Below are 22,807 nucleotides of genomic sequence, written 5' to 3' on the forward strand. Positions count from 1 at the left end.
GGGCGAAGCCGTGCCTCGCCCGGCCGCACGCTCAGCGCTTCCCGCCGAACAGGCGCTGGAGGAATACCGTCTCCACCTCACGGCGCAGGTCATTGTTCGGCTTTTTCAGGAAGCCATGCCCTTCGTCGGCGAACAGCACATACCAGGCCTCGGTCCCGTTCTCGCGGATCTTGGCGACCACCTGATCGGATTCGGATTGCGGCACGCGCGGATCGTTCGCGCCCTGCATCACCAGCATCGGCTTGGTGATCCGGGCGATGTTCGCCATGGGCGAGATCTTTGCAAACACCGCGCGCATCGCGGGATCGCGCTCGTCGCCATATTCGGCGCGGCGGTTATCGCGGCGATAGGCTTCGGTGTTGTTGAGGAAGGTTACGAAATCGCTGATGCCATAGCGCTCGACACCGCCCACCAGCCGGTCGGCATAATGGGTCATCACCGCCAGCGACATATAGCCGCCATAGGACTGGCCATAGACCGCGACCCGATCGGCATCGAGGCCAGGCTGCGTCGCCACCCAGTCGAGGAGCGCGCCGATATCCTTCACCGCATCCTCGCGCTTGGGGCCATTGTCGAGGTTGAGATATGCCTTGCCATAACCCTCGCTGCCGCGAACATTGGGCAGGATCACGGTCGCACCCAGCACATCGGCGAAATATTGCGCGCCGTAATTCCAGATCGGGCGGGTCTGCGCCTCGGGGCCGCCATGGATATCAATGATCACCGGCGTCTTCACGCCTGCGGCCACGCCCTTGGGGCGATAGACGAACGCGGGTACCGACAGCCCGTCGAACGAGGTGAAGCGGATAAGATCGGGCTCGGCCAGCTTTGCAGCGTCAAGGTCGCCAAGTTCGGACTGGGTCCAGCGGACAAGCTGGCCCTCGTTCACATCCCAGCTCCAGATATCGCCTGCGGAAACCGGGGTGGAGAGGCTGAGGCCGATCCTGGAGCCATCGGGCGCGAATTTCAGCCCCGAGAGCACGCCGCGCGGCAGTTCGGGTTGCGGCAGCGCGCGGCGCGTCACCAGATCCTGCACCACCAGCCGCGAATAGCCGTCCTCGTTGATCGCATAGGCGAGCACCCGGCCATCGGCGCTCACGTCATACTCCTCGACCTCCCATTTCAGCCCCGGTGTCAGCACGCGCTCGGCACCGCTCTTGGGGTCGATTTCGACCAGCCGGCGCAGATCGCTGTCGCGGTCGGAAATCGCAAGGATTCCGCCACGCGCCCCGTACTGCACCGAGTCATAGCGCGCGGGCGGTGCCTTGGGCGCAATGCGCGTCACCTTGCCCGATGCCAGATCCAGCTCGAAAATCTGGCTTTCGCGGTTGGACAGGCTGCGCATGAACAGCATCCGGCTCTTGTCCGCCGAAATCGCGGCGGGCTCGATCGCGCCGGTCGCCTGATGCACCACGCGCGGCGCCCCCGGATTGCGCGGATCGGTGGCGAGCAGCGCATAGCCGCTGGCGCCCTTGGTCGCGCGCGACCAGATCATCAGGCTGCCGTCCTTCGAGAAAACGGGCGCGCCATTGCGCGTGCCCGTCTCGGTGATTTGCGTCGATTCACCGGCCAGCCCGCGCGCGTGCAGCTGGAACCATTCATCGCCCGCCGTGTCTCGGACCAGCACGAACCGGTCGGTGCCGGGGATCACCTTGGCGCGCGAAACGGGCTCGCTGTAGAAACTGATCTGGGTGCGTGCGCCGCCGGGGGCCGCCACGCGGTGGAGCTGTTCGGTCGCGCCGAACCGCGTCGACACCAGCATCGCGCCGTCAGGCAGCCAGTCCTGGAAGGTCGCCCCGCGGCTGTTCTGAAAACGCTGCACCGCCGCGGCGACATCGGCCGGGATCGCGGGCACGTTCTGCAGCGTGGCCCCGCCCTGCTGGCGAACGGCAACCTCGGCAGCGGGCTGTGCCAGCGCCGGCGCGGCAACGGCAAGCAAAGCCACGGAACAGAGCAGGGTACGGAACATGGTGCGCGGGGTCCTTTCATCGCGGGCGCCGAACGGCGGTTGCGATCAGAGACCATCCCTTCCCGTGCCCGTCAAGCAGCGCGGATCACAGCCCCGAAAAACGCACCCCCAGCCACAAGGTGCGCGGGCTCGTCCGCTCGACCACATTGTCGCTGCTGCGCGTTGCCTCCACCCGCGCACCGGTCAGGTTCTCCGCCCGCGCCTCGATCAGCACGCCGCGCATCACCGGCACCGCCGCGCGCGCGTCAAGCGTCAGCGCATCGCCGAGCATCAGCGTGCCAAGGTCGTTTTCATACTGGTCGGAAACATAGCGCAGCGTCAGCGCGGCGCCGAGCCCGTCCTTGCGTTCCCAGCCCGCGGTCGCCGAGGCCATGTGCGCGGGCGTCTGCGCGGGGCGCAAGCCATCGAGCGCGGCCGCCAGCCCGTCGGCGCGCACGCGGCTATGCGTATAGGCATAGGATGCCGAAAGCCGGAACGCGGCCAGCGTCAGCGCGCCGTCTACCTCAACCCCGCGGGCACGCACCCGGTCGAGGTTGCGGCGCTGGCGATAGCTGCCCGCCGCCGAGACGAAGCCCACACCCGGGAAGGTTCCCGGGCCGCGCGCCACGGTGACGTTGGCGATCGCATCGTGCAGCCGGTTGTCGAATGCGGTGACGCTGATCCGCCCGCTTTCGGCGGGGCGCCAGTCGAACCCGGCCTCATAACCCCAGAGCGTCTCGGGCTTCAGCGCGGCGTTGGCGCCGGTCGCGTCCGCCCCCGCACGAAACGGGCGATAAAGCTCATTGAGCGTCGGCAGCCGCCAGCCGCGATAGATCGCACCGCGCAGCGTCAGGCTGTCATCCGCCGCATAGGCCAGCCCCAGCCGCCCGGTCGGCTCCCAGCCCGCGCGATCGGCATAATTCGTCCGCGTGAAGATGCCGGTACCGATCGCGCCTTCTTCCAGCGCGCCGCCCGTAATCCACCAGCGGTCGATCCGCCCGCCGCCGGTCAGCGTCAGCCCCCCGCCCAGCACGGCGGACAGTTCGGCAAAGCCGCCCAGCGTGTCGGACTGGCCACCCGCATCGCGCATCCGCGCCGGCACGCCGTTTGCAAACTGGTAGAATTCCTTGGTGCGCCCGTCGACGCGGCGCCAGTCACTCCCCAACCGCAATTCGATATCCTCGCCCAGTGGCGGGCGCAGCTCGACGCGTGCGCCCAGCCCGGTGGAGGGGACATTATACTGGTCCAGCACCGGGTTTGCGGTCACCCGCCCGGCATTGACGCTCGCGGTCATGCTCGTGAAGCGGCGGAACTGGACATAGCCCAGCGCAGACCATCCCCATGCACCGCGCCCCACCAGCCGCATGCTCGCATCGGCGCCGTCATTGCCATTGTCGCTAAAGGCCAGCCCGCGTTCGCGCCGGTCGGTAAAGCCCGTCATGTTCGCCTGCAGCTCGGTCGTCTCGCCCACCGGCACCACCGCGCGCAGCGCAACGCTCGCCTGCTCATAGGGGGCCGCGCGGTCTGCCGGCCCGCGGCTGTCGCGCGTCACGGGAATATAGCCATCGCCGCGCGCATAATCGGCGCCAAGAGTCACAAAGCCACCGCCCAGCCGCGCCGCTAGCGTCGCGTCGGCCGCCAGGGAATCGCGGCTGCCATAGGCGATGCCCGCATTCACCCGCCCCAGCGTATCGGGCCCCGCGCTGAACAGTTCGATCACGCCCGCCAGCGCGCCGGGCCCGGCCGCGCCGCTGCCGCCCCCGCGCGTCACCTGCGCGCGCTCGAGCCGGCCGGGAGCAAAGGCGGGCCAGCTTACCCAACCGCCAAAGGGATCGCTCTGCGGCACCCCGTCGAGGATAACGAGTGCGCGGCTCGACGCATTGCCTCCCAGCCCGCGGAGCGTCACGCCCTGGCTGGTGGGATGCGCGCCGCGGCTGTCCGATCGGCGGAACTGCTGCAGCCCGGCCACGTCGCGCAGCACATCCTCGATCCGCCCGCTCGCGCTGCCGGTCAGCCGCGCCCGATCGATCCCGATAATGTCATAGGCGGCATCGCCGATCGGGCTCTCCAGCCCGGCGCCGGTCACAATGATATCGCCGCCCTCGTCGGCATGGGCCTGAACGGGCAGCAGCGCGGCGGCAAGGGCCAGGAGGGAGACCGAAACCCGGCGGGTCACAACAGGGTACATCCAACAAACTCATCGACAGAATTGAGCGGGCAATCGCGGGGCGCGGACTGTCGTGCAGCGCCCGCCATATGTAAAGCCGTCGAAACCATCGCGTCGTGCTCAAAAAAGCTGGGCGCCCCGCGCCGCTGAGTAATTTTTCCCAAAACTTTTGCCAAAACCGCTATACACGGGGTTGCAGTCGTCGAATTTTACGTAAATTGTGATTTCGCGGCACCTGGCGATCCGGGAAGACCAGCCCGGCAAGGGGATGCCAGGGTGCCAGACCAGTTCTAGGGGGATATGAATGGGGATTGATGTCATCGAAGACGAGATGGAATCCGGTCTGATCGATAGCGAAGCGAATATAGGTCCGCTGCGCAACTATATTGGCTTCCATTTGCGCCGCGCCCAGGATGTTTCCTTCCAGGCTTTTTCGCGCCGCGTCGACAGCAGCGACCTGAATGCGGGCCATTTCACGATTCTCGCGATCATTCAGGAGAATCCGGGGCTCAACCAGACCGCGCTCAGCCTCGCCACCGGCCGCGACAAATCGACGCTCACGCCCGCGCTCAAAGGGCTCGAGGCGCAGGGCTATGTCGCGCGCACCCGGTCCACCACCGATCGCCGCGCCTATCATCTCGGCCTCACGCCCGAGGGCGAATCCTATCTCGCCCGGCTCAAGGTCCATGCCCTCGCGCACGACAAGCTGCTCGACGAGATCGTCGGTGATTTCCACAAGCCGCTGCTCATCCACCTGCTCGAACGCATCGTTGAAGGGCTGGGCAAGCCCGAAATCAACGGCGACGACGACTAAGGCTCGCACGGCCACCGTCATCCAAAAGGGGCGCGCACAGCGCCCCTTTTTTCATGCCTGCCTAATCCGGCGCGACATAAACAAAGGCCGTCCGCCGCGCGGACAACCAATTGCCAAGCCTTTTCTTTTTTCGCATGCACTGAACCGGAATGCGCAAAGCATCTTGGGGAAATGAAATGGCAATGCGGGGGATCGGCGCGGCACTGGGTGTGCTCGCGATGTTGTCGGGCTGTGGCGGCGGGGGAAGCGACAGCGCCGGCGGCGGCAGCATCATCACCGGCCCCGGCACGCCGCCGACCTCGCCCTCCGCCACCTGTTCGCTCAAGGCCCGACAGGATTGGGTCGCCGGGCAACTCCGCGAATGGTATCTGTTCGCCGACACGCTGCCCGCCTCGCTCGACCCCGCCCCCTATCGCACGGTCGACGACTATATCGACGCGCTCACCGCCACCGCGCGCTCGCAGGGGCGCGATCGCTATTTCACCTATCTCACCTCAATCGCCGAGGAAGACGCCTATTACCAGTCCGGGTCGAGCGCGGGCTTCGGCTTCCGCCTGCTTTACGACACGTCCGCAGGGCGGGTGTACGTTGCCGAAAGCTATGAGGGCACGCCCGCGCTGAACGGCGGTGTCGATCGCGGCGCTGAAATCGTCGCGATCGGGGCGAGCACGGCCAATCTACGCACCGTATCGGATATCATGGCAAGCGGCGGCGCGCAGGGCGTGGTCGATGCGCTCGGCCCGTCGTCCGTCGGCACCGCGCGCGTGCTCCGGGTCGCCGATGCCTCGGGCACGCGGACGGTGACGCTCACCAAGACGGACTATAGCCTAACCCCGGTGTCCAGCCGCTACGGCGCGCGCATCCTCGACGATGGCGGGCGCAAGGTCGGCTATGTCAATCTGCGCACCTTTATCGACACCGCCGATCCCGCGCTGCGTGAAGCGTTTCAGGGGTTCCGCACCGCCGGCGTCACCGAGATCATCGTCGACCTGCGCTACAATGGCGGCGGACTTGTCTCGATCGGCGAACTGCTGGGCGATCTGATGGGGGGCAACCGCTTCGCCTCCGATATCTTCTCGTACACCAGCTTCCGCCCCGAAAAATCGGCCTATAACGAAACGCGCAATTTCCAGCCGCAGGCACAGTCGATCGCGCCGACGCGCGTCGCCTTTATCGGCACCGGCGGCACCGCCTCGGCCAGCGAGATGGTGATCAACGCCTTCATCCCCTATCTGCGCGCCAATGCCGCGCTGATCGGCACCAACACCTATGGCAAGCCCGTGGGGCAGATCGCGCTCGATCTCAGCGCCTGTGACGATCGGCTGCGCGTCATCGCCTTCGCGGTCGAGAATGCCGCGCGCAACGCCGATTATTTTGGCGGCCTGGCCGGGTCGATGGATGTCAGCTGCCGCGCGCCCGATGATCTGACCCACCCGCTCGGCGACCCGCAGGAAGCCTCGATCCGCCAGGCGCTCGATTTCCTCGCCGGGCGCAGCTGCACGCCGGTCACCACCGGGAGAAGCGCGCGTGCCGTCGCCACCACCGCGCCGCGCGAACTGCTCAGCCCGTTGCGGCCCGACACTACCCAGCGCGAAACGCCGGGGACGTTCTGATCAGAGCATCCCCGTCGTCCGCGCAAAGGCCAGCGAGTCGAACATCTCGAGCAACTGCACCGCCTTGCCGTTGCTGAAGCGCCAGATATCGACCTTGAGAGTCTCTACCTCGATGCCCCTCGGCCGATATAGATCACGCGAATGCGTTCAGCGGGAGAAGCTTGGGTGTCCATCACGTCGTTCCTCCGGACAGGCCACGTGGATAATAGCATCGCCGCCCACGGCGCCGCACGACGCACAAGGGGTAGCGGTCAGCGGAGCGGGGCCAACCGCCGCATTCAGAACAGCTCATATTGCGGCGAGCGGGCCGCCATCAGCGGCCAGCGCCGCAGGATGAGATGCCGGGTCTGCCCGATCAGGCTACGCACCAGAACGAACTCGCATGCCTGCCAGCCAAAGGCACTTATCGGGCGCGGCGGTGGGGCAGCCCTCCCAGCCGTCTCCCGCGCAGCAAAGCCAAGCGTCAGGTGCGGCGCAAAGCGCCAGCCCGCACGCATCGGCGCGCCCATCGCCGCCATCGCCTCCGCGATCGCACGCTGCAACGCCTTGAGCGGAGCGTTTACATGCCGCGGGCGGAGCATTGCCCGCTCCCCGCCCACCGCCAGTTGATCGAGTTCCACCGCCACCGGCGACGCCGCCACCATATCACCCGCGCGGAACAGCTTTTCATGAAGCTCGAAGGGCGGGCGCTCATAATCATTGGTGATGCCCAGCGTCATATGCTGCCGATCGGCACGCACGAAATTCCAGCCTGAGCCGAGCCCAGCTTCCGCCCAAGCCGAAATGCGGAAGGCCTCGCGCTGGTCAGGCATCAACGCAAAGAAAAGGCGCTCCCGCGGAGCGGGCTCCTCGTTCATCCACATACCGGACAAATCCGAATCGCGCGCCATTTGTTCATGGTATGTTCTGAATGATCCCATGTCGAGTCTACGTATGCGGGAACATGGCCCCGCCACCGCGCATTGTGTCCGGAGACGGGAGGATGCGCCTCCCCCATGAGAAAGGACGCCAGGCATGACGACCAACAGTGCATCCGCCCGCTATGAAGGGCTCGGCAAGGCGGGCAAGGGCAGCATCACGACGAAATCGGGGGTTTTGTCCGAACAGCCTTATGGCTTCGGCACCCGGTTCGAGGGGCAGCCCGGCACCAACCCCGAGGAACTGATCGCCGCCGCCCATGCCAGTTGCTTCACCATGGCCACCAGCTTCGCGCTTGCGGCGGCAGGCCATGCCGACGGCACGCTCGACACGCGCTGCACCGTCACGCTCGACAAGGACGGCGCGGGCTTCAAGGTCACCAAATCCGAGCTGGCGCTCACCGCCCAGATACCGGGCATCTCGGAAGGCGATTTCAACCGCATCGCTGACGAAGCCAAGGCGAACTGCCCGATCTCCAAGCTGCTCAACTGCGACATCACGCTCGAAAAAACACTCACGGGCTAACGCCCGACAAAGCGGGGTAACCAGCGCCGTTGGCAGCGCTGGCGGGTGACACATGGCTCAAACACCGCGCTGCCACCCTACCCCTCTATAAAGAGACTATGTCCGCGACCTGTAACCTGTCCTACGCCGTCCAAATACCGCCTCAGCGACCGGGTGCGGTCTGACGTGAAGCTGTTTTTCTATCTTCCGGCGATCACACCGTGGTGGTTCGACCATATTGCACCGATGATTCGTGCCGCCGCGCGCGATTGCGAGACCCATGTGCTCGTCCCGCCGCTGTGGCACGGCATGGGCATCAACCCCGAGCAGCTTGAAGCCTTCGCCGACTGCCCGGACATCCGCTGGTACATCCCCGATGCGGAATCGATCGAGATGTTGCACGGCCGCAGTGCGGACAACCCGGATCTGCTCGCCCTTGCCGCCGCCATCGATGCGGATCTCACGCTCTGCCGCGCGGCCGATGTCGAGTTGCCCAGCCTTTTTCCGGGAACGGTGCGCTACGTCATGGAAGCGGGCAATCCGCCGATGAAGAACCATTCGGTGGCAATCGAGCCCGGGCTTTTGGCCTTTGGCGAGCGCCCGGACATGACCATAGAAACCGAACGCGCGATGGATGCCGCGTTCGCACCGCTATGGAACAGGATTTGCGCCGCGGAGGAACGGGCACACCGCCCCAATTGGCGGCTTGCTTACGGCGTTGCGCGCGATCGCAAGGTCGTGGTGCTTCCACTCGAATATGCACATGCGGAAAACGCCTTTTCGCGGCTGCGTCACTGGCCGGACAATGCCGGGATGATTTCCGAGGTGGCAGAGCGGCTGCCTGATGACATCTTCCTCGCGGTGACCGAACATCCGCTCAATCGGCTATACTGCGATACCAGCGCCACCGACGACGCCATCATGGCGCTGGGCAGCGAACGCGCCGCGCTGATCGAACAGCTTGAACCCGATATTCTGCCGACCGACATGCTCGCGCGGGATTGCGACGGCGCGGTGCTCGATTTTTCCAAATCCTGGTCGATCTTCGCCTTTCACGGCCGTCCCATCTTCCGCAAATCGCGCCAGTCCACCGCCGCCTGGCTAAACGCCACCGACTGTTTCGAGCGCTTCGCACGCCAGGTGCGGAACGGCACCCCCGCGCCCGATGCCGATCAGTTACGGCTCTGGTTTGCGCATCGATCGGCCAACTGCGTCTTCGATCCGGTCGTAATGCAAAGCGGTGCCGATATCGTGACACGCACACGGCAGCCGGTGAACCCGGCAATCTGGGCCGACAATCTTGCCCGTTGCCAGGCCGAATGGGATCGGCGGCATGGAGCCCCATCGCATGTTTGATCTCGGTATCGTCGTCCCCGTCCGTCGGGGCAGTTCGCGCATCCGCGAAAAGACGCTTCTTCCCTTTGGCGAGGAAGCGACGCTTTTGGAATGGAAGCTGTCGCAACTCGTCACCGTCATCGATCCCGCGCGCATCTATCTCAGCACCGAGGACGACGCGTTCCTTGCCATGGGTGACCGCTTCGGCGTTCGGCGGCACAAGCGCGATCTGCATCTGGCGCAGGATCACATCGCCCCGTTCCGCGATGTCATCACCGGCATCGTGCGCGACATCCCGCACGACCATATCGCCTGGTGCACCGTGGTCTGCCCGCTGATGCCGCCCAGCGAATATCTGGAGGCGTTTCGCGCCTATCGCGATCAGGTGCTCGATGGCGCAAAGGATTCGCTCGTGGGCGTCAACCTGACCAAGGAATATTTCTGGGAGGAAGGCCGCTCGCTCAATTACGAAGCGACGCGCAACCACACGATTTCGCAGGACCTTCCCGACTGGTTCAAGGTCACCAACAGCATCTATATGCGCGACAAGGCGTCGATCCTGCGCGATGAATATTTCATCGGCCCCGCGCCCGTCCTGCACCAACTTTCCAAATTGTCCGGAATCGACATCGATTACATGGAGGATTACCGCATGGCGCAGGCGCTTTATGCCATCTACCAGGCCGACGGGCTCGGCACGCTGCCGTCCGATGCCGCCATTGCATGGCCCGCAGCATGATCGCGCTGTCGGGCATCCGCTCGGTCTTCTTCGATTTTGACGGCGTCATCGTCGATTCGGTCGATACCAAGATCGACGCTTTCGGCGCGCTGTACCGCCCCTTCGGCGCGCATGTCGAAAATGCCGTGCGCGATTATCAGCGCGCGGTGCCCGGCGAAACGCGCTTCGACAAGATCCCGCGCTTTCACCGCGAACTGCTGGGGATCGAGCTTTCGCCGGCCGAGGTAACACAGTGGTGCGACCGGCTTTCCGATCTGGTCTGCGCACAGGTGATCGCCGCGCCGCTGCTCCCCGATGTGCCGGACGTTCTGCGTTGTCTTCAGGCCCGCGGCATCGCGATGCACATCGTCTCGGGCACGCCGGAAAACGAGCTTCGCCATATCGTCGATGCCAAGGGGCTTGCCCCCTGGTTCCGCACGGTGCGCGGATCGCCCGCGAAAAAGGCGCGCATCGTGCGCGAGATCTGCGCGGCCGATGGCCTGTCGCCCGACGAATGCCTGTTCATCGGCGACGCGATGACCGATCATGACTGCGCCCGCGAGTGCGCCACCGCGTTTCTGGGCGTGGCAACCGATGGAACGCACCCCTTCCCGCCCGGCACGGTTGTGGTCGACCGGCTGGGCGAAGCGCTGCCGACCCGGCATCTTGTCGGCAACACGGCCCCCCACCCCATGGCGGCCCGCTACGCCTGAGCGGCTGCCGGGGGCGCGTTGGAAAGAAGGTCAGGAAAGGTCAGGCCAAGACCGCGGTTCCGCAGCCGCGACCGCCCCGGTTTCGCCCGACAGAGCAGGCGCCGGATCGCGCGGGAGATCGCCCGCAGCATCGCGTAGGGGATCGCGCAGCGGCGGGAGCGCGGCGACCGGATCGGGATCGACGGGCGGATCACGGTACCAGTGGGGCAGCGTGCCATCGCCGATATCGGCGACCATAAGCGCGTCGGCGAGGTCTTCGGGCGGCATCAGCAGGTGCGGATCGGGCGGCGTGACGGGTTCGAGCGTCGCGATCGCCGCCGCCACGGGCGCAGGAGATGGCGCTGGCAGTTCATTTGGATGGCGGGCGCCCTGATGCGCGTGGCGATAGCGTTCGGGCTGGTGCGCGCGCAGCAGGAACATCAGCAGCCGATCATTATAGCGCGTGCGGCACGCGATGCGTTGGCCGTCGCGGTCGAACACGGGCTCCTCGACACCGTTGATCGCGCGCTCAAGCGCGATATCGGCGAGCCGCTTCGACGCCTGCGCAATCGCCGCCTCCCACGCGGCCGCGAAAGGCTCTGCCCCCGGCGCGCGGCGCAGGCGATAGCAGGAGGTGATCGACATGCCGACCGCGCGCGCTGCCTCGGTCACCGACCCGCAATCGGCGAGCGCCTCGATAAAGCCGCGCTGCCTGTCATTGCTCCAGCCATCGGGCCGCCGCTGCCGCCGCACGGGCACCCAGCTATATTCGGATGGATCGAAACCATGCGCATCAAAGGCGGGCGGCGGGGGATCGTCCTCAAGGTCATCGGGCGCGACGAGCGCGCCCAGCGGCGCGGGTGCGGTGGTGAGATCGGGCGCGCGCGACATGTCGGGCGCGGCGGGCGAAACGGGCGCGGGGCCCGGCGAACGGGATTTGCGGCTCATCCGCAAGGGTAGATCATAAGGCGGGGGCTGTAGGACAGCGAAATCTGGGTGGCGGCAGCGCTTGATATTTGTACAAATTATCGTACATTTATCTCATGCAAACGCTGAGCGTCTCCGAAACCCGCGCCAATCTCAAGGCAGTGATCGACAAAGTGGTCGCCGATAAGGCGCCGGTCGCGATTACGCGCCAAAAAGGTGAAGGCGTAGTGATGGTTTCGCAGAGCGAATGGGAGGCGATCGAAGAAACGCTCTATCTTCTGCGCTCCCCCGCCAATGCGCGTGAACTGCTTGCGAGCATTGCAGAACTCGACGCTGGGAAGGGCAAAGAACACGAGCTGATCAAGCCTTGAAGATCGTATTTTCGTCGCGCGCGTGGGAGCAATATCTGCGCTGGCAGGCGGAAGATGGGAAACTTCTGGAACGCTTGAACGCGCTGATCGAGGAATGTCGCCGCCATCCCTTTCGCGGCACGGGCAAGCCCGAACCGCTGGGCGGCAACCTTTCAGGCTGGTGGTCTCGCCGGATCAACAGCGAGCACCGGCTGGTATATCGGGTGAGCGGCAAAGGTGAAGCGCAGGCGCTGGAAGTGGCGCAGTGCCGGTATCATTATTGAGCACAGGAATTCGGCGCGCCCAAAACGTAATCCGTAAACCAGAACTCCCAGTCATTGGCTCATTCCCGATCTGGCAGTTCCCGCTCCAACCAGTATTTTTTATTGCCTAGCACCCGGTTCAGCAATGCCGGATCGGCCATCGCATCCGCATGCGGCAGCCGGTCCAACGTGTGCGAAGCATAATAGCCGTCAAACGCGATATCGGTTGAGTCGACGGTCCAGTAGGAGCCATCGAGATAGACGACGATATCGCCGACCTCGAAGGCATCGAGCGTCTCGGCCATACCCTCGGCCCACTCCGCTATTTCCTGCTCGGTAACATGGGCGAGACCGCGCGCTGCAACCTCGCGACGACCGAGCTCGATGAGCGGGATCTCGGTTTCACGCACCTGCGCGAAGACGAACGACTTGGTGCATTTCGTGCACGCGATCATCCAGCCGCAGCCGCACCATGGACAGTCCAGTTGCCCGCTCGACATCGCCGGCTCACCTTCACACCGGCAAAAGGAGAGGACGTTGTCATTCGCCTTGAAGAAAAATTTTTGCATCTTCTTCCTGCGCCAAAACATCGTCCCCTCCCCTTTTTCGCCTCAGTCGTGCTCGCGCCCGCCCGCGCCCATATAGAGCTCGCTTCCGGTTTCGCGGAAGAGGTCGCTCATCTGCTTCATGCCCGCCTCGGCGTCTTCGGCCGCGATGAAGTTTTCGGCGCTCTGGTTCTTGGTCGCCGCGAAGTCGCGGACTTCCTGCGTGATCTTCATCGAGCAGAATTTGGGGCCGCACATCGAGCAGAAATGCGCGGTCTTGGCGCCTTCGGCGGGGAGCGTCTGGTCGTGATACTGCTCCGCCGTGTCGGGATCGAGCGACAGGTTGAACTGATCGCGCCAGCGGAACTCGAAACGCGCGCGGCTCAAGGCATCGTCGCGCAGCTTGGCGGCGGGGTGCCCCTTGGCAAGGTCGGCGGCGTGCGCGGCGAGCTTGTAGGTCACCACGCCGACTTTCACGTCGTTGCGATCGGGCAGCCCCAGATGCTCCTTGGGGGTGACGTAGCAAAGCATCGCGGTGCCGTACCAGCCGATCTGCGCGGCGCCGATCGCCGAGGTGATATGGTCGTAACCCGGCGCGATATCGGTGGTGAGCGGCCCCAATGTGTAGAAGGGTGCTTCGCCGCACGCCTCCAATTGCTTGTCCATATTTTCCTTGATCTTGTGCATGGGCACATGGCCCGGGCCCTCGATCATCACCTGGACATCCTGTTCCCAGGCGCGCTTGGTGAGTTCGCCGAGCGTGTAGAGCTCGCTGAACTGCGCTTCGTCATTGGCGTCGGCGATTGAGCCGGGGCGCAGACCATCGCCCAGCGAATAGGCGATGTCATACGCCTTCATGATCTCGGTGATCTCGTCGAAATGCTCGTAAAGGAAGCTTTCCTTATGGTGCGTGAGGCACCATTTCGCCATGATCGAGCCGCCGCGCGAGACGATGCCAGTGACGCGCTTGGCGGTCATCGGGATATAGGGCAGGCGCACGCCCGCATGGATGGTGAAATAGTCGACGCCCTGCTCGGCCTGTTCGATGAGGGTATCGCGGAAGATTTCCCAGGTCAGGTCCTCGGCGATGCCGCCGACCTTTTCGAGCGCCTGATAGATGGGCACGGTGCCGATCGGCACCGGCGAGTTGCGCAGGATCCATTCGCGCGTGTCGTGGATGTTGCGGCCCGTCGAGAGATCCATCACGGTATCCGCGCCCCAGCGGATCGACCAGACCATCTTGTCGACTTCGGAGGCGACGTCCGACGCGACCGCCGAGTTGCCGATATTGGCGTTGATCTTGACCAGGAAGTTGCGGCCGATCGCCATCGGCTCGGATTCGGGGTGGTTGATGTTGTTGGGGATGATCGCCCGGCCGCGCGCGATTTCGTCGCGGACGAATTCGGGGGTGACATAATCGGGGATCGCTGCGCCGAAATCCTGCCCGTCGCGGATATATTCGCGCAGCATCTCGCGGCCGAGATTTTCGCGGACCGCGACATATTCCATCTCGGGGGTGATGATGCCCTTTTTGGCATAGTGCATCTGCGAGACGTTCATGCCCGGCTTGGCGCGCAGCACCTTCTTGCGGACATTGGGGAACGGCGCGACGCCGCCCGAACGATCGGGGCCAAGCTGGCCGTTATCCTCGGGGCGCACCTCGCGCTGCACGACTTCCTCGACATCGCCGCGCGCGCGGATCCAGTCGCGGCGCAGTTCGGGCAGGCCCGCCATGATGTCGATATTAGCGTTGGGATCGGTGTACGGCCCCGAACAGTCATAGACGCGCAGCGGCGGCTCGCCCGAGGAGGGTTCAAGGTCGATCTCGCGCATCGCGACCTTGAGCGGGCCGACATGGATCTTGCGGCTGCCACGGATGGGCCCGGTGGTGACCTTCAGTTCGGTACGTGCAGGAATATCGGCCATTCTCAAACTCTCCATCATCGGAGGGAGAGCGGCTGTGCAGGCCGGTTTTTGCATTGCGGCCGCGCATCCACTCCCTCCGCCGGTGTCAACCGGATCAGGTTCAGCGGGTCGCGGCCGTCTCAGCCACATCTCAACCCTGTACGCAGGGTCCCCCGGGGATGGATGCGTTGTAGGCGGTTAAACCGGCGGCGTCCATCCCGCCCCGGATCGGGCTCAGGCCGCCTTGCCCTGCAGCGCCTTTTGCCGGCGGCGCTGGACCGATGAACCGATCCCCATCGCCTCGCGATATTTGGCGACGGTGCGGCGTGCGATGTCGAACCCCTTGTCGCGCAGCAGATCGACAAGCGTATCATCGGACAGGATCTTTTTGGGGTGCTCGGCGGCGATCAGCGCCTTGATCTGGCTCTTCACCGCCTCGGCCGACACCGCATCACCGCCGTCGGCCGCCTGGATCGCCGAGGTGAAGAAATATTTGAGCTCATAGAGCCCGCGCCCGCAACTCAGATATTTGTTGCTGGTGACGCGGCTGACGGTCGATTCGTGCATGCCGATCGCATCGGCGACGGCCTTCAGGGTCAGCGGCCGCAAATGCGCCACCCCATGGGTGAAAAAGGCCTGTTGCTGCTTCACCAGCTCGGCCGCCACCTTCATGATCGTGCGCTGGCGCTGATCGAGTGCCTTGACCAGCCAGTTGGCGCTGGCGAGGCATTCGGACAGCCAGGCGCGGCTGCCCCGATCGCGGCGGTTGCCCGACAGTTCGAGATAATAGCGTCGGTTGACGAGCAGGCGCGGCAGCGTCGCGCCGTTGATCTCGATCGCCCAGCTTTCGCCGCGCGGGGCGACGAACAGGTCGGGCACCACCGCCGCCAGCCGCTCACCACCGAATTTGAGGCCGGGCTTGGGATCATAGCCGCGCAGCTCGTGGATCATGTCGGCCAGATCCTCGTCATCGACGCCGCACATCCGCTTGAGCTGGACCAGCTTGCCCGCCGCGAGCAGATCGAGATGGGCGAGCAGCACCGCCATGCACGGATCGTAGCGATCGGCCTCGCGCGCCTGCAGCGCGAGGCATTCGCCGAGGCTGCGCGCACCCACGCCGGTCGGCTCGAAGCTCTGGATCACCGCCAGCACGCGTTCGACATGCGCCTGGTCGGTGCCCAGCCGCGCTGCGATCTCGGTTATATCGCCTTCGAGATAGCCCGCGGCATCGATCTGATCGATCAGATAGGTGGCGACCAGATGGTCGATACCCGACAGCACCTCGCCCGCCTGCGCGAGCAGATGATCCTGCAGCGACAGATCCGCCGCGGCCATCGCATCGAAATCGGGGCCACCCTCGGGGCCCGCGCCCGCGATCCCCGACAGCCCGAGGCCGCCATCGAGCCCGCCGCCGCCATCGCCCGGGCCCGGCATGTCGACCGCGCTGTCATGGTGAAAGGTTTCGGCGTCATAATCGACGTCGAGCGGCGAATCCGCCCCGGCATCGCCGCTAGCCATCAGCTGGTCGGCGGTCACCGGCTCGAGATCAAAATCCTCGGCGTCGAAATCGCTGGCTGTAGCCCCGTCATCGGGGAAATCATCGGCCGCGCCGCCCCGCTCATCACCGCCATTATCGCTGCCCTCGGAGCCCGATTCGAGCAGGGGATTCTTCTCCACCTCCTCGGCAATGAACGCCTCAACCTCGAGATTGGACAGCGCAAGCAGACGAATCGCCTGTTGCAGCTGGGGCGTCATCACCAGCGACTGGCTTTGCCGCAGATCGAGGCGGGGCGTTAACGCCATGTCCCAAGGCCCTGGACTAGATCACAGTTCGAAGCCCTCGCCGAGATAGAGCCGACGGACATTCTCGTCGGCGACCAGCGCGGCGGGGCTGCCGGAAAACAGAACGCGCCCATCATAGATGATGCAGGCGCGATCGACGATATCCAGCGTCTCGCGAACATTGTGATCGGTGATCAGAACCCCGATGTCGCGGCTCTTCAGATCCTTCACCAGATCGCGGATATCGGCGATCGAGATCGGATCGATCCCGGCAAAGGGTTCGTCGAGCAGCATGATCGAGGGGTTGGCGGCCAGCGCGCGTGCAATCTCGCAGCGGCGGCGTTCGCCGCCCGAAAGCGCCATCGCCGCCGAATCGCGCAGCCGCGTCAGCCCGAATTCGTCGAGCAGCTGATCGAGCCGCTGGGCGCGCACCGCCTTGTCGGGTTCGGCCAGTTCGAGCACGGCCATGATGTTCTGTTCGACAGTCATCCCGCGAAAGATCGAGGTTTCCTGCGGCAGATAGCCAAGCCCCAGGATCGCGCGGCGATACATGGGCAGGCTGGTGATGTCGGCGCCGTCCAGAAGGATGCGGCCATTATCGGGCTTCACCAGCCCCATCACCGAATAGAAACAGGTCGTCTTGCCCGCGCCATTGGGGCCGAGCAGGCCGACCACCTCACCGCGCGCCACCGACAGCGAGACATCGGACAGCACGGCGCGCTTGTCATAGGCCTTGGCGATCGAAACCACCGCCAGGCCATTGCCTTCGGCGATCCGTGCAGGCTCGTCCGCCGCCGGTGTCTCGAGGGTCGCTACGTCGTTCATTCCGGTTCCTTGCTCGCTGGCAGGGCGCCTGCCCCTGCCACATGGTTACCGAAAGGCCGCCCCTAAGCCAATTGGCAAGATTCGTGCATATCCAAATGGCGGCACCCGCGAAAGCGGGCACCGGGAGCCTTCACAAAACGGCCACCCGCGTGTGCGCGATCAGTTGTCCTGTTTGCGCTGCGGAACGGTGAAGCGCCCGGACACCCGGCCGCCGCTGCCCGATCCCGCGGTGCTGCCGCCAACCGCGCTGCCATCCATCACCGAACGGCCACTGTTGAGGTCGATCACCAGCCGGCCGCCGCGCAGTTCATTGCCCTGTTGCTGCAGCGTCACGCCGCCCACCATGGTGATGAGCCGGCGATTGAGGTCATAGATGGCGACGTTGCCGCGCGCGGTTTCGCTCGCGCTGCGCACCGTCACCCCGCCCGAGGCGTCGAGCCGCTGGATATCGAGCCCGTCGCCCGATCCGCCCTTGGCATAGGCCACCGTCAGCCGCGCGGCATCGAGCGCAAGCCCGCCCTGGCGCACCTGGACATTGCCCGAGAAAACCGCCCGGTCGGCGCGGTCCTGCACCTCGATACGGTCCGCCTCGACATCGACCGGGGCGTTGGAATTATGGTTGCGGAGCGCCTGAGCGAGCACCGGCGCGGAAACCGCCGCCAGCGCCAGCGCGCCGATCCCGAGTCCGGATAGAAGAAGCCGCGTTTTCATGGCCATGCTATTTGGCGCCTCCCTGTTCGATCCGCAAGCGGGCGCGGCCTTCCAGCGTGACGACCCGGCCCGACAGATCGGCGCGCATCGTGCCCGCGCTGAACGTGCCGAGCGGCATCTTGCCTTCCACCGCACCCGTGCTCGTAATCTGCCGGCTCTTCAGATCGAGCGCGGCATTGGTTGTTTCCAGCCGATACCCGTCGGCCGCGGTGAACAGGATCGGGCCGTCAACGGCCACGGTTTCCGCGCTCATGTCGTACCGCCCCTGATCGGCGTGCAGCTTGGCGGGACCGTCCTTCAATTGGATCTGTGCGTTGAGATCGTTCAGCCGCACCACCGGCTCGCGCGAGGTGGCCTGCACCGCCGATCCCGCGCTCAGCACAAAGGGCTGGCCCCGGCTGTCCTCGCCGCGATAGCTGGCCGCCATCACGCGCATCCGTTCCTTGGCGACGTCGACCTTGTCCTTGGCGAGCATGAAGCTGATTTCATTCTGCACGGCGAGCGGCGCGATCGCGAGGAACGCGACCAGAACGCCGATCCCGCCGGGCAGAATCCAGCCCAGAAATCCGACCAGACGATCGTGCGCGCCGTTGGGCGCAGCCCAACGCCGGCGCTGATCGCGCGTCCGGTCGGCAATTTCAGACATGCGCGAAGATGTCGATCTCTGGCCAGCCGGCGAGATCAAGCATCGCCCTGTGGGGAAGGAAGTCGAAACAGGCCTGCGCCAGTTCCATCCGGCCTTCGCGTTCAAGGCGCGGGTCGAGTTCGGCCTTCAGCCGATGCAGATAGCGCACGTCCGAGGCGGCATATTCCTTCTGCGCGTCGCTCAGCACCGGATTACCCCAGTCCGACGATTGCTGCTGCTTCGAGATTTCGGCGCTCAGCAATTCGCGCACCAGTTCCTTCAGACCGTGGCGGTCGGTATAGGTGCGCACCAGGCGCGATGCGGTCTTGGTGCAATAAACGGGTTCGGCCATCACGCCGAGATAATGCTTGATCGCCGCGAGGTCGAAGCGCGCGAAATGATAGAGCTTCAGGCGCGCCGGATCGGCGAGCACGCCGCGCAGATTGGGCGCGGCATAATCGCTGCCGGGGCCGAAGCGGACGAGATGCTCGTCACCCCGCCCATCCGAAATCTGGACGACGCACAGCCGATCGCGCGGGGTGATGAGCCCCATGGTTTCGGTGTCGACCGCAACCGGCCCGGGCGCCAGCACGTCGGCGGGCAGATCTTCTTCGTGGAAATAAACGCTCATGCGCGCGCCTTACGCCTTTCGGGGTTCGGGCTCAATCTCCTGCATCCGTTTTCGCGACGACGCCCTTGCGCCGCTCCTGCGCGCGCCGCGAAAAGATGTTGAGCGCCTCGACCAGCGCCGAAAACGCCATCGCCGCATAGATATAGCCCTTGGGCACATGCACGCCGAAACCGTCCATGATCAGCACCGCGCCGATCATCAGCAGGAAGCCGAGCGCGAGCATCACCACCGTGGGGTTGCGGTTGATGAAGTTCGCCAGCGGATCGGCCGCCAGCAGCATCACCAGCACCGCGGTCACCACCGCCACCACCATCACCGGCAGGTGATCGGTCATCCCCACCGCGGTCAGGATCGAATCGATCGAGAACACCATGTCGAGCAGCAGGATCTGGAAGATCGCCGCGCCAAAGGTGAGCGAGGCGACGGCCTTCTTGTCGAGCACATCGTCATCGCTCGGCACCGGATCCATCGAATGGTGGATTTCCTTGGTCGCCTTCCAGACAAGGAACAGGCCGCCCGCGATCAGGATGATGTCGCGCCACGAAAATACCGTTTCGAAGCTGGGCGCGCCGCGCGCATCGAGCGGCCCGGTAATGCCGAGATCGATCACCGGCGCGGTCAGCCCGACGATCCACGAGATCATCGACAACAGGCCAAGGCGCATGATCAGCGCCAGCCCGATCCCCATCCGCCGCGCCTTTTGGCGCTGCTCCTCGGGCAGCTTGTTCGACAGAATCGAGATGAAGATCAGGTTGTCGATGCCAAGCACGACCTCCATCACCACAAGTGTAATGAGCGCAGCCAGCACGGCCGGATCGGTGAATAATGCCATCAAATCGGTCATTTCGGCGCAATGCCTCCCGGTTCTTCGCTGCGCAAGTTGTTGCCGATGCGAAACCTCGCGAAAATTAAACGGTTCCCCGCGCAAGTTGCCAGCATGTCACTATTTTGCATCTGGAATTAGCTTTTTTGCAGCCGCTATTGAAATTGCTCGCAGAGGCTAGCAAACTCCGCTATGACGACTCACTGGCGGATAGTGTCTTTCCGCCAAAGGTATCTGTGCCCTTCGCCCGGCGTGCAGGTTCTGAAGCGAATTTGGGCGACCGGGAAAGATTAACAGGGCATGAGTTTCGACAGAGGACGCCGCGGCGAGCGCGGTGGGCGTGGCAGGGATAAGCGCGACGGCTTCGGCGACGACAGCTTTGGTGGCGGCTTTGACGGCGGCTTCGGCGGCGGCTTTGGCGGCGACCGTTTCGGCGGTGGCGGCGATCGCTTCGGCGGTGGCGGCGACCGTTTCGGCGGCGGCGGCGGCGGCGATCGCTTCGGCGGTGGCGGCTCGCGCGGCGGCGGCTTCGGCGGCGGTCGTGGCGGCGGCTTCGGCGGTGGCGGCGGCGGTGGCGGCTTCGGCGGCGGCGGCGGTCGTGGCGGCATGCCCGCACAGGTCGTTGGCGAAGGCAAAGGCGTCGTCAAATTCTTCAACGGACAAAAGGGCTTCGGCTTCATCGTTCGTGATGATGGCGGCGAAGATGTGTTCGTGCACATCTCGGCGGTCGAACAGGCCGGCCTGACCGGTCTGGCGGAAGGCCAGCCGCTCGCATTCACGCTGGTGGATCGCGGCGGCCGGGTTTCGGCGACCGACATCAAGATCGAAGGCGAACCGCTTCCGATCGAAGATAATGGCGGCGGCGCTCCGCGCGAACGCCCCGCGGGCGGCCCGCAGCGTCAGCTGACCGGCGAAAAGGCCACCGGCACCGTCAAGTTCTTCAACAGCATGAAGGGCTTCGGCTTCATCCAGCGCGATGACGGCCAGCCCGACGCATTCGTGCACATCTCGGCGGTCGAACGCGCGGGCATGATCAACCTCAACGAGGGTGATCGTCTCGAATTCGACATCGAGGTCGATCGTCGCGGCAAATATGCTGCGGTGAACCTCGTGCCGAAGCACGACTGAGGCTTAGCCACAGTTTTAAAAAAGGCCCGGCTGCAGCGATGCGGCCGGGCTTTTTTATTGGGGTTCGCCGGAAAGCGCCGGACGGTTCCTGAAAACCGCCAGTTGCGCCGCAAAGGCCCGCTGGAAAGCAGGCCGCGCTTCACCGCGCGCGACATAGGCGGCGAGGTTCGAATAATCCTCCAGCACGTCCCAGCCCGCCAGCCGGCGCAGCACGCTCACCATCAGCAGATCGCCCGCGCTGAACGCGCCGTCGAGCCATTCGCCGTCCCCCAGCCGGTGGGACAGCGCATCGAGCCGTGCACGCACGCGCCCTTCCAGCATCGGCAGCCGCGCCGCATACCAGGCCGTGTCATATTCGACGATGATCGCCATTTCCTGCTCGACGATCACCGGCTCTACCGTGTTGAGCGCGGCGAACATCCAGGCGAGCGCGCGGGCGCGCGCATTCACCTCTTCGGGAAGCAGCCCGGCATGGCGCCCGGCGAGATGGGCGATGATCGCGCCCGATTCGAAGAGCGCAAGCCCGTCTTCCTCATAGGTCGGGATCTGGCCGAACGGATGCAGCGCGCGGTGCGCGGGCGCCTTCATCGCGGCGAAGGAAAGCAGCCGCACCGCATAGGGCAGCCCCAGTTCCTCGAGCGCCCAGCGCACGCGCATGTCGCGCGCCTGGCCCGTCCCGCGATCGGGCGAATCGGCAAAGGCGGTGATCGTGATGGCCATCGCTAGGCTCCACCGGGGGCCCACCCTGTTGGCGGGCACCCCAGCATAAGCGCCCCGGTGCGATTGGCCAAACCGGGGCCGCGCTTATGATCAGCCCAGGAGCATCGCCAGCCCGGCAAGGCCCAGCCCGGCAAAGACGATCGCCGCGCCGATCCGCACCGCCTGCATCGGCACGACGCGCGTGATCCGATCGCCCAGAAACACCGCGGGGACATTGGCGATCATCATGCCAAGCGTGGTGCCCGCGGTGACGATCCCCACCGCCTGATATTGCGCGCCCAGCGCGACGGTCGCGATCTGGGTCTTGTCACCCATCTCGGCGATGAAAAAGGCGATGGTCGTGGCCAGGAACGCGCCGTGGCGCGAAACGCCTTCGCCCTCATCGTCGTCGATCTTGTCGGGCACCAGCACCCAGGCCGCCATGGCGAGGAAGCCGAGCGCAACGGCGAGGCGGAACCAATAGCCGTCGAGCAGCCCGGCGACGAACGCGCCCGCCCAGGCGGCGGCGGCATGGTTCAAGATTGTGGCGACGAAAATGCCCGCGATGATGGGCAAAGGCTGGCGAAAGCGCACCGCGAGCACGATCGCGAGCAGCATGGTCTTGTCGCCGATCTCGGCCAGCGCGACCAGAAGCGTGGATGAAAGCAGGATTTCCAAAGCGCAATTCCGGGCCGGGCGATCAGGTTTTCCAACAACGCCGCTCCTCCCCCGCCCGGCATAAGCGAAGGTTCCGGCGTCATCGGTCTTGCCTGAAGCCGTGATGGCTCCGATCGCGCCATGATCTCTCGACCAAGCATGTTGACGCGATCTTTCGCGCAGACGCGCGAACGGGCTACTCCCCGGGTGACGGGAAGCAGCCCTAT

23 protein-coding genes and 2 riboswitches are annotated in these 22,807 nt (G+C 65.1%); of the genes, 9 read left to right on the forward strand and 14 right to left on the reverse strand.

Annotated elements, in window-relative coordinates:
- Positions 1 to 31: 31 nt before the first annotated feature.
- Together QYC26_RS07320 and QYC26_RS07325 are read right to left on the reverse strand one after the other, a co-directional pair.
- Entirely contained in the window at positions 32 to 1,969 is a 1,938-nt protein-coding gene (locus QYC26_RS07320; protein ID WP_317514733.1) for a prolyl oligopeptidase family serine peptidase, read from the reverse strand.
- Between the two features lie 85 nt (positions 1,970 to 2,054).
- Entirely contained in the window at positions 2,055 to 4,136 is a 2,082-nt protein-coding gene (locus QYC26_RS07325; protein WP_317514734.1) for a TonB-dependent receptor plug domain-containing protein, read from the reverse strand.
- A 283-nt stretch (positions 4,137 to 4,419) separates the two neighbouring features.
- Here QYC26_RS07325 and QYC26_RS07330 point away from each other — a divergent pair, with 283 nt between their 5' ends.
- Both QYC26_RS07330 and QYC26_RS07335 read left to right on the forward strand, forming a co-directional pair.
- Complete coding sequence (locus QYC26_RS07330; RefSeq protein ID WP_317514736.1) at positions 4,420 to 4,929, forward strand: MarR family transcriptional regulator; 510 nt, start codon at positions 4,420 to 4,422, stop codon at positions 4,927 to 4,929.
- 176 nt (positions 4,930 to 5,105) lie between these two features.
- Positions 5,106 to 6,542, forward strand: a complete 1,437-nt coding sequence (locus tag QYC26_RS07335; RefSeq protein WP_317514737.1) for a S41 family peptidase — start codon at positions 5,106 to 5,108, stop codon at positions 6,540 to 6,542.
- Positions 6,543 to 6,820: 278 nt separating this feature from the next.
- Here QYC26_RS07335 and QYC26_RS07340 read toward each other — a convergent pair whose 3' ends face one another.
- Entirely contained in the window at positions 6,821 to 7,354 is a 534-nt protein-coding gene (locus tag QYC26_RS07340; protein ID WP_317515023.1) for a 2'-5' RNA ligase family protein, read from the reverse strand.
- Positions 7,355 to 7,556: 202 nt separating this feature from the next.
- Between QYC26_RS07340 and QYC26_RS07345 the strand changes: the two genes are divergently transcribed.
- From QYC26_RS07345 to QYC26_RS07360, 4 genes are all read left to right on the forward strand, one after another.
- On the forward strand, positions 7,557 to 7,985 hold the full coding sequence (locus QYC26_RS07345; protein ID WP_317514738.1) for an OsmC family protein: 429 nt from the start codon (positions 7,557 to 7,559) through the stop codon (positions 7,983 to 7,985).
- A gap of 165 nt (positions 7,986 to 8,150) precedes the next feature.
- Positions 8,151 to 9,320: a hypothetical protein gene (locus QYC26_RS07350; RefSeq protein ID WP_317514739.1), complete on the forward strand. Its 1,170-nt coding sequence runs from the start codon at positions 8,151 to 8,153 to the stop codon at positions 9,318 to 9,320.
- A complete protein-coding gene (locus tag QYC26_RS07355) occupies positions 9,313 to 10,038 on the forward strand; it encodes a hypothetical protein (protein WP_317514740.1) in 726 nt (241 codons plus the stop codon). Before QYC26_RS07350 ends, QYC26_RS07355 begins: the two co-directional genes overlap by 8 nt.
- Complete coding sequence (locus QYC26_RS07360; RefSeq protein ID WP_317514741.1) at positions 10,023 to 10,730, forward strand: HAD family hydrolase; 708 nt, start codon at positions 10,023 to 10,025, stop codon at positions 10,728 to 10,730. The genes QYC26_RS07355 and QYC26_RS07360 overlap by 16 nt, the downstream gene beginning before the upstream one ends.
- A gap of 30 nt (positions 10,731 to 10,760) precedes the next feature.
- Here QYC26_RS07360 and QYC26_RS07365 read toward each other — a convergent pair whose 3' ends face one another.
- On the reverse strand, positions 10,761 to 11,657 hold the full coding sequence (locus tag QYC26_RS07365) for a hypothetical protein (protein WP_317514742.1): 897 nt from the start codon (positions 11,655 to 11,657) through the stop codon (positions 10,761 to 10,763).
- A 95-nt stretch (positions 11,658 to 11,752) separates the two neighbouring features.
- Here QYC26_RS07365 and QYC26_RS07370 point away from each other — a divergent pair, with 95 nt between their 5' ends.
- Positions 11,753 to 12,007, forward strand: a complete 255-nt coding sequence (locus QYC26_RS07370; protein WP_317514743.1) for a type II toxin-antitoxin system prevent-host-death family antitoxin — start codon at positions 11,753 to 11,755, stop codon at positions 12,005 to 12,007.
- Entirely contained in the window at positions 12,004 to 12,270 is a 267-nt protein-coding gene (locus QYC26_RS07375) for a Txe/YoeB family addiction module toxin (protein WP_317514744.1), read from the forward strand. The genes QYC26_RS07370 and QYC26_RS07375 overlap by 4 nt, the downstream gene beginning before the upstream one ends.
- Positions 12,271 to 12,329: 59 nt before the next feature.
- On the opposite strand, the gene QYC26_RS07380 is transcribed toward QYC26_RS07375, so the two are convergent.
- The 8 genes from QYC26_RS07380 to QYC26_RS07415 form a co-directional block, all read right to left on the reverse strand.
- Entirely contained in the window at positions 12,330 to 12,839 is a 510-nt protein-coding gene (locus QYC26_RS07380) for a hypothetical protein (RefSeq protein WP_317514745.1), read from the reverse strand.
- Positions 12,840 to 12,860: 21 nt separating this feature from the next.
- The gene (gene thiC / locus QYC26_RS07385) at positions 12,861 to 14,720 is read right to left on the reverse strand and encodes a phosphomethylpyrimidine synthase ThiC (RefSeq protein ID WP_317514746.1); all 1,860 of its coding nucleotides are present in this window, start codon (positions 14,718 to 14,720) and stop codon (positions 12,861 to 12,863) included.
- 53 nt (positions 14,721 to 14,773) lie between these two features.
- Positions 14,774 to 14,885: riboswitch (TPP riboswitch) on the reverse strand.
- Positions 14,886 to 14,933: 48 nt separating this feature from the next.
- The gene (gene rpoN / locus QYC26_RS07390; RefSeq protein ID WP_317514747.1) at positions 14,934 to 16,502 is read right to left on the reverse strand and encodes an RNA polymerase factor sigma-54; all 1,569 of its coding nucleotides are present in this window, start codon (positions 16,500 to 16,502) and stop codon (positions 14,934 to 14,936) included.
- Positions 16,503 to 16,523: 21 nt separating this feature from the next.
- Positions 16,524 to 17,306, reverse strand: coding sequence for an LPS export ABC transporter ATP-binding protein (gene lptB / locus QYC26_RS07395; protein ID WP_317514748.1), 783 nt, complete (start codon positions 17,304 to 17,306; stop codon positions 16,524 to 16,526).
- A gap of 159 nt (positions 17,307 to 17,465) precedes the next feature.
- Positions 17,466 to 18,017 carry an LptA/OstA family protein gene (locus tag QYC26_RS07400; RefSeq protein ID WP_317514749.1) on the reverse strand — a complete coding sequence of 184 codons (552 nt, stop codon included), beginning with the start codon at positions 18,015 to 18,017 and terminating at the stop codon, positions 17,466 to 17,468.
- Between the two features lie 7 nt (positions 18,018 to 18,024).
- Positions 18,025 to 18,663: an LPS export ABC transporter periplasmic protein LptC gene (lptC, locus tag QYC26_RS07405; protein ID WP_317514750.1), complete on the reverse strand. Its 639-nt coding sequence runs from the start codon at positions 18,661 to 18,663 to the stop codon at positions 18,025 to 18,027.
- Positions 18,656 to 19,273: a ribonuclease D gene (locus QYC26_RS07410; protein ID WP_317514751.1), complete on the reverse strand. Its 618-nt coding sequence runs from the start codon at positions 19,271 to 19,273 to the stop codon at positions 18,656 to 18,658. The genes lptC and QYC26_RS07410 overlap by 8 nt, the downstream gene beginning before the upstream one ends.
- Before the next feature lie 31 nt (positions 19,274 to 19,304).
- Positions 19,305 to 20,117: a TerC family protein gene (locus QYC26_RS07415; protein WP_317514752.1), complete on the reverse strand. Its 813-nt coding sequence runs from the start codon at positions 20,115 to 20,117 to the stop codon at positions 19,305 to 19,307.
- A 279-nt stretch (positions 20,118 to 20,396) separates the two neighbouring features.
- Between QYC26_RS07415 and QYC26_RS07420 the strand changes: the two genes are divergently transcribed.
- Positions 20,397 to 21,224, forward strand: coding sequence for a cold-shock protein (locus QYC26_RS07420; protein ID WP_317514753.1), 828 nt, complete (start codon positions 20,397 to 20,399; stop codon positions 21,222 to 21,224).
- A gap of 54 nt (positions 21,225 to 21,278) precedes the next feature.
- Here QYC26_RS07420 and QYC26_RS07425 read toward each other — a convergent pair whose 3' ends face one another.
- On the reverse strand, positions 21,279 to 21,944 hold the full coding sequence (locus QYC26_RS07425; protein ID WP_317514754.1) for a glutathione S-transferase family protein: 666 nt from the start codon (positions 21,942 to 21,944) through the stop codon (positions 21,279 to 21,281).
- 90 nt (positions 21,945 to 22,034) lie between these two features.
- Entirely contained in the window at positions 22,035 to 22,601 is a 567-nt protein-coding gene (locus tag QYC26_RS07430) for a TMEM165/GDT1 family protein (protein WP_317514755.1), read from the reverse strand.
- A gap of 94 nt (positions 22,602 to 22,695) precedes the next feature.
- A riboswitch (yybP-ykoY riboswitch) is annotated at positions 22,696 to 22,798 on the reverse strand.
- Positions 22,799 to 22,807 lie beyond the last annotated feature (9 nt).

The organism is Sphingomonas sp. C3-2, from assembly GCF_033025475.1.
Lineage (GTDB): Bacteria > Pseudomonadota > Alphaproteobacteria > Sphingomonadales > Sphingomonadaceae > Sphingobium_A.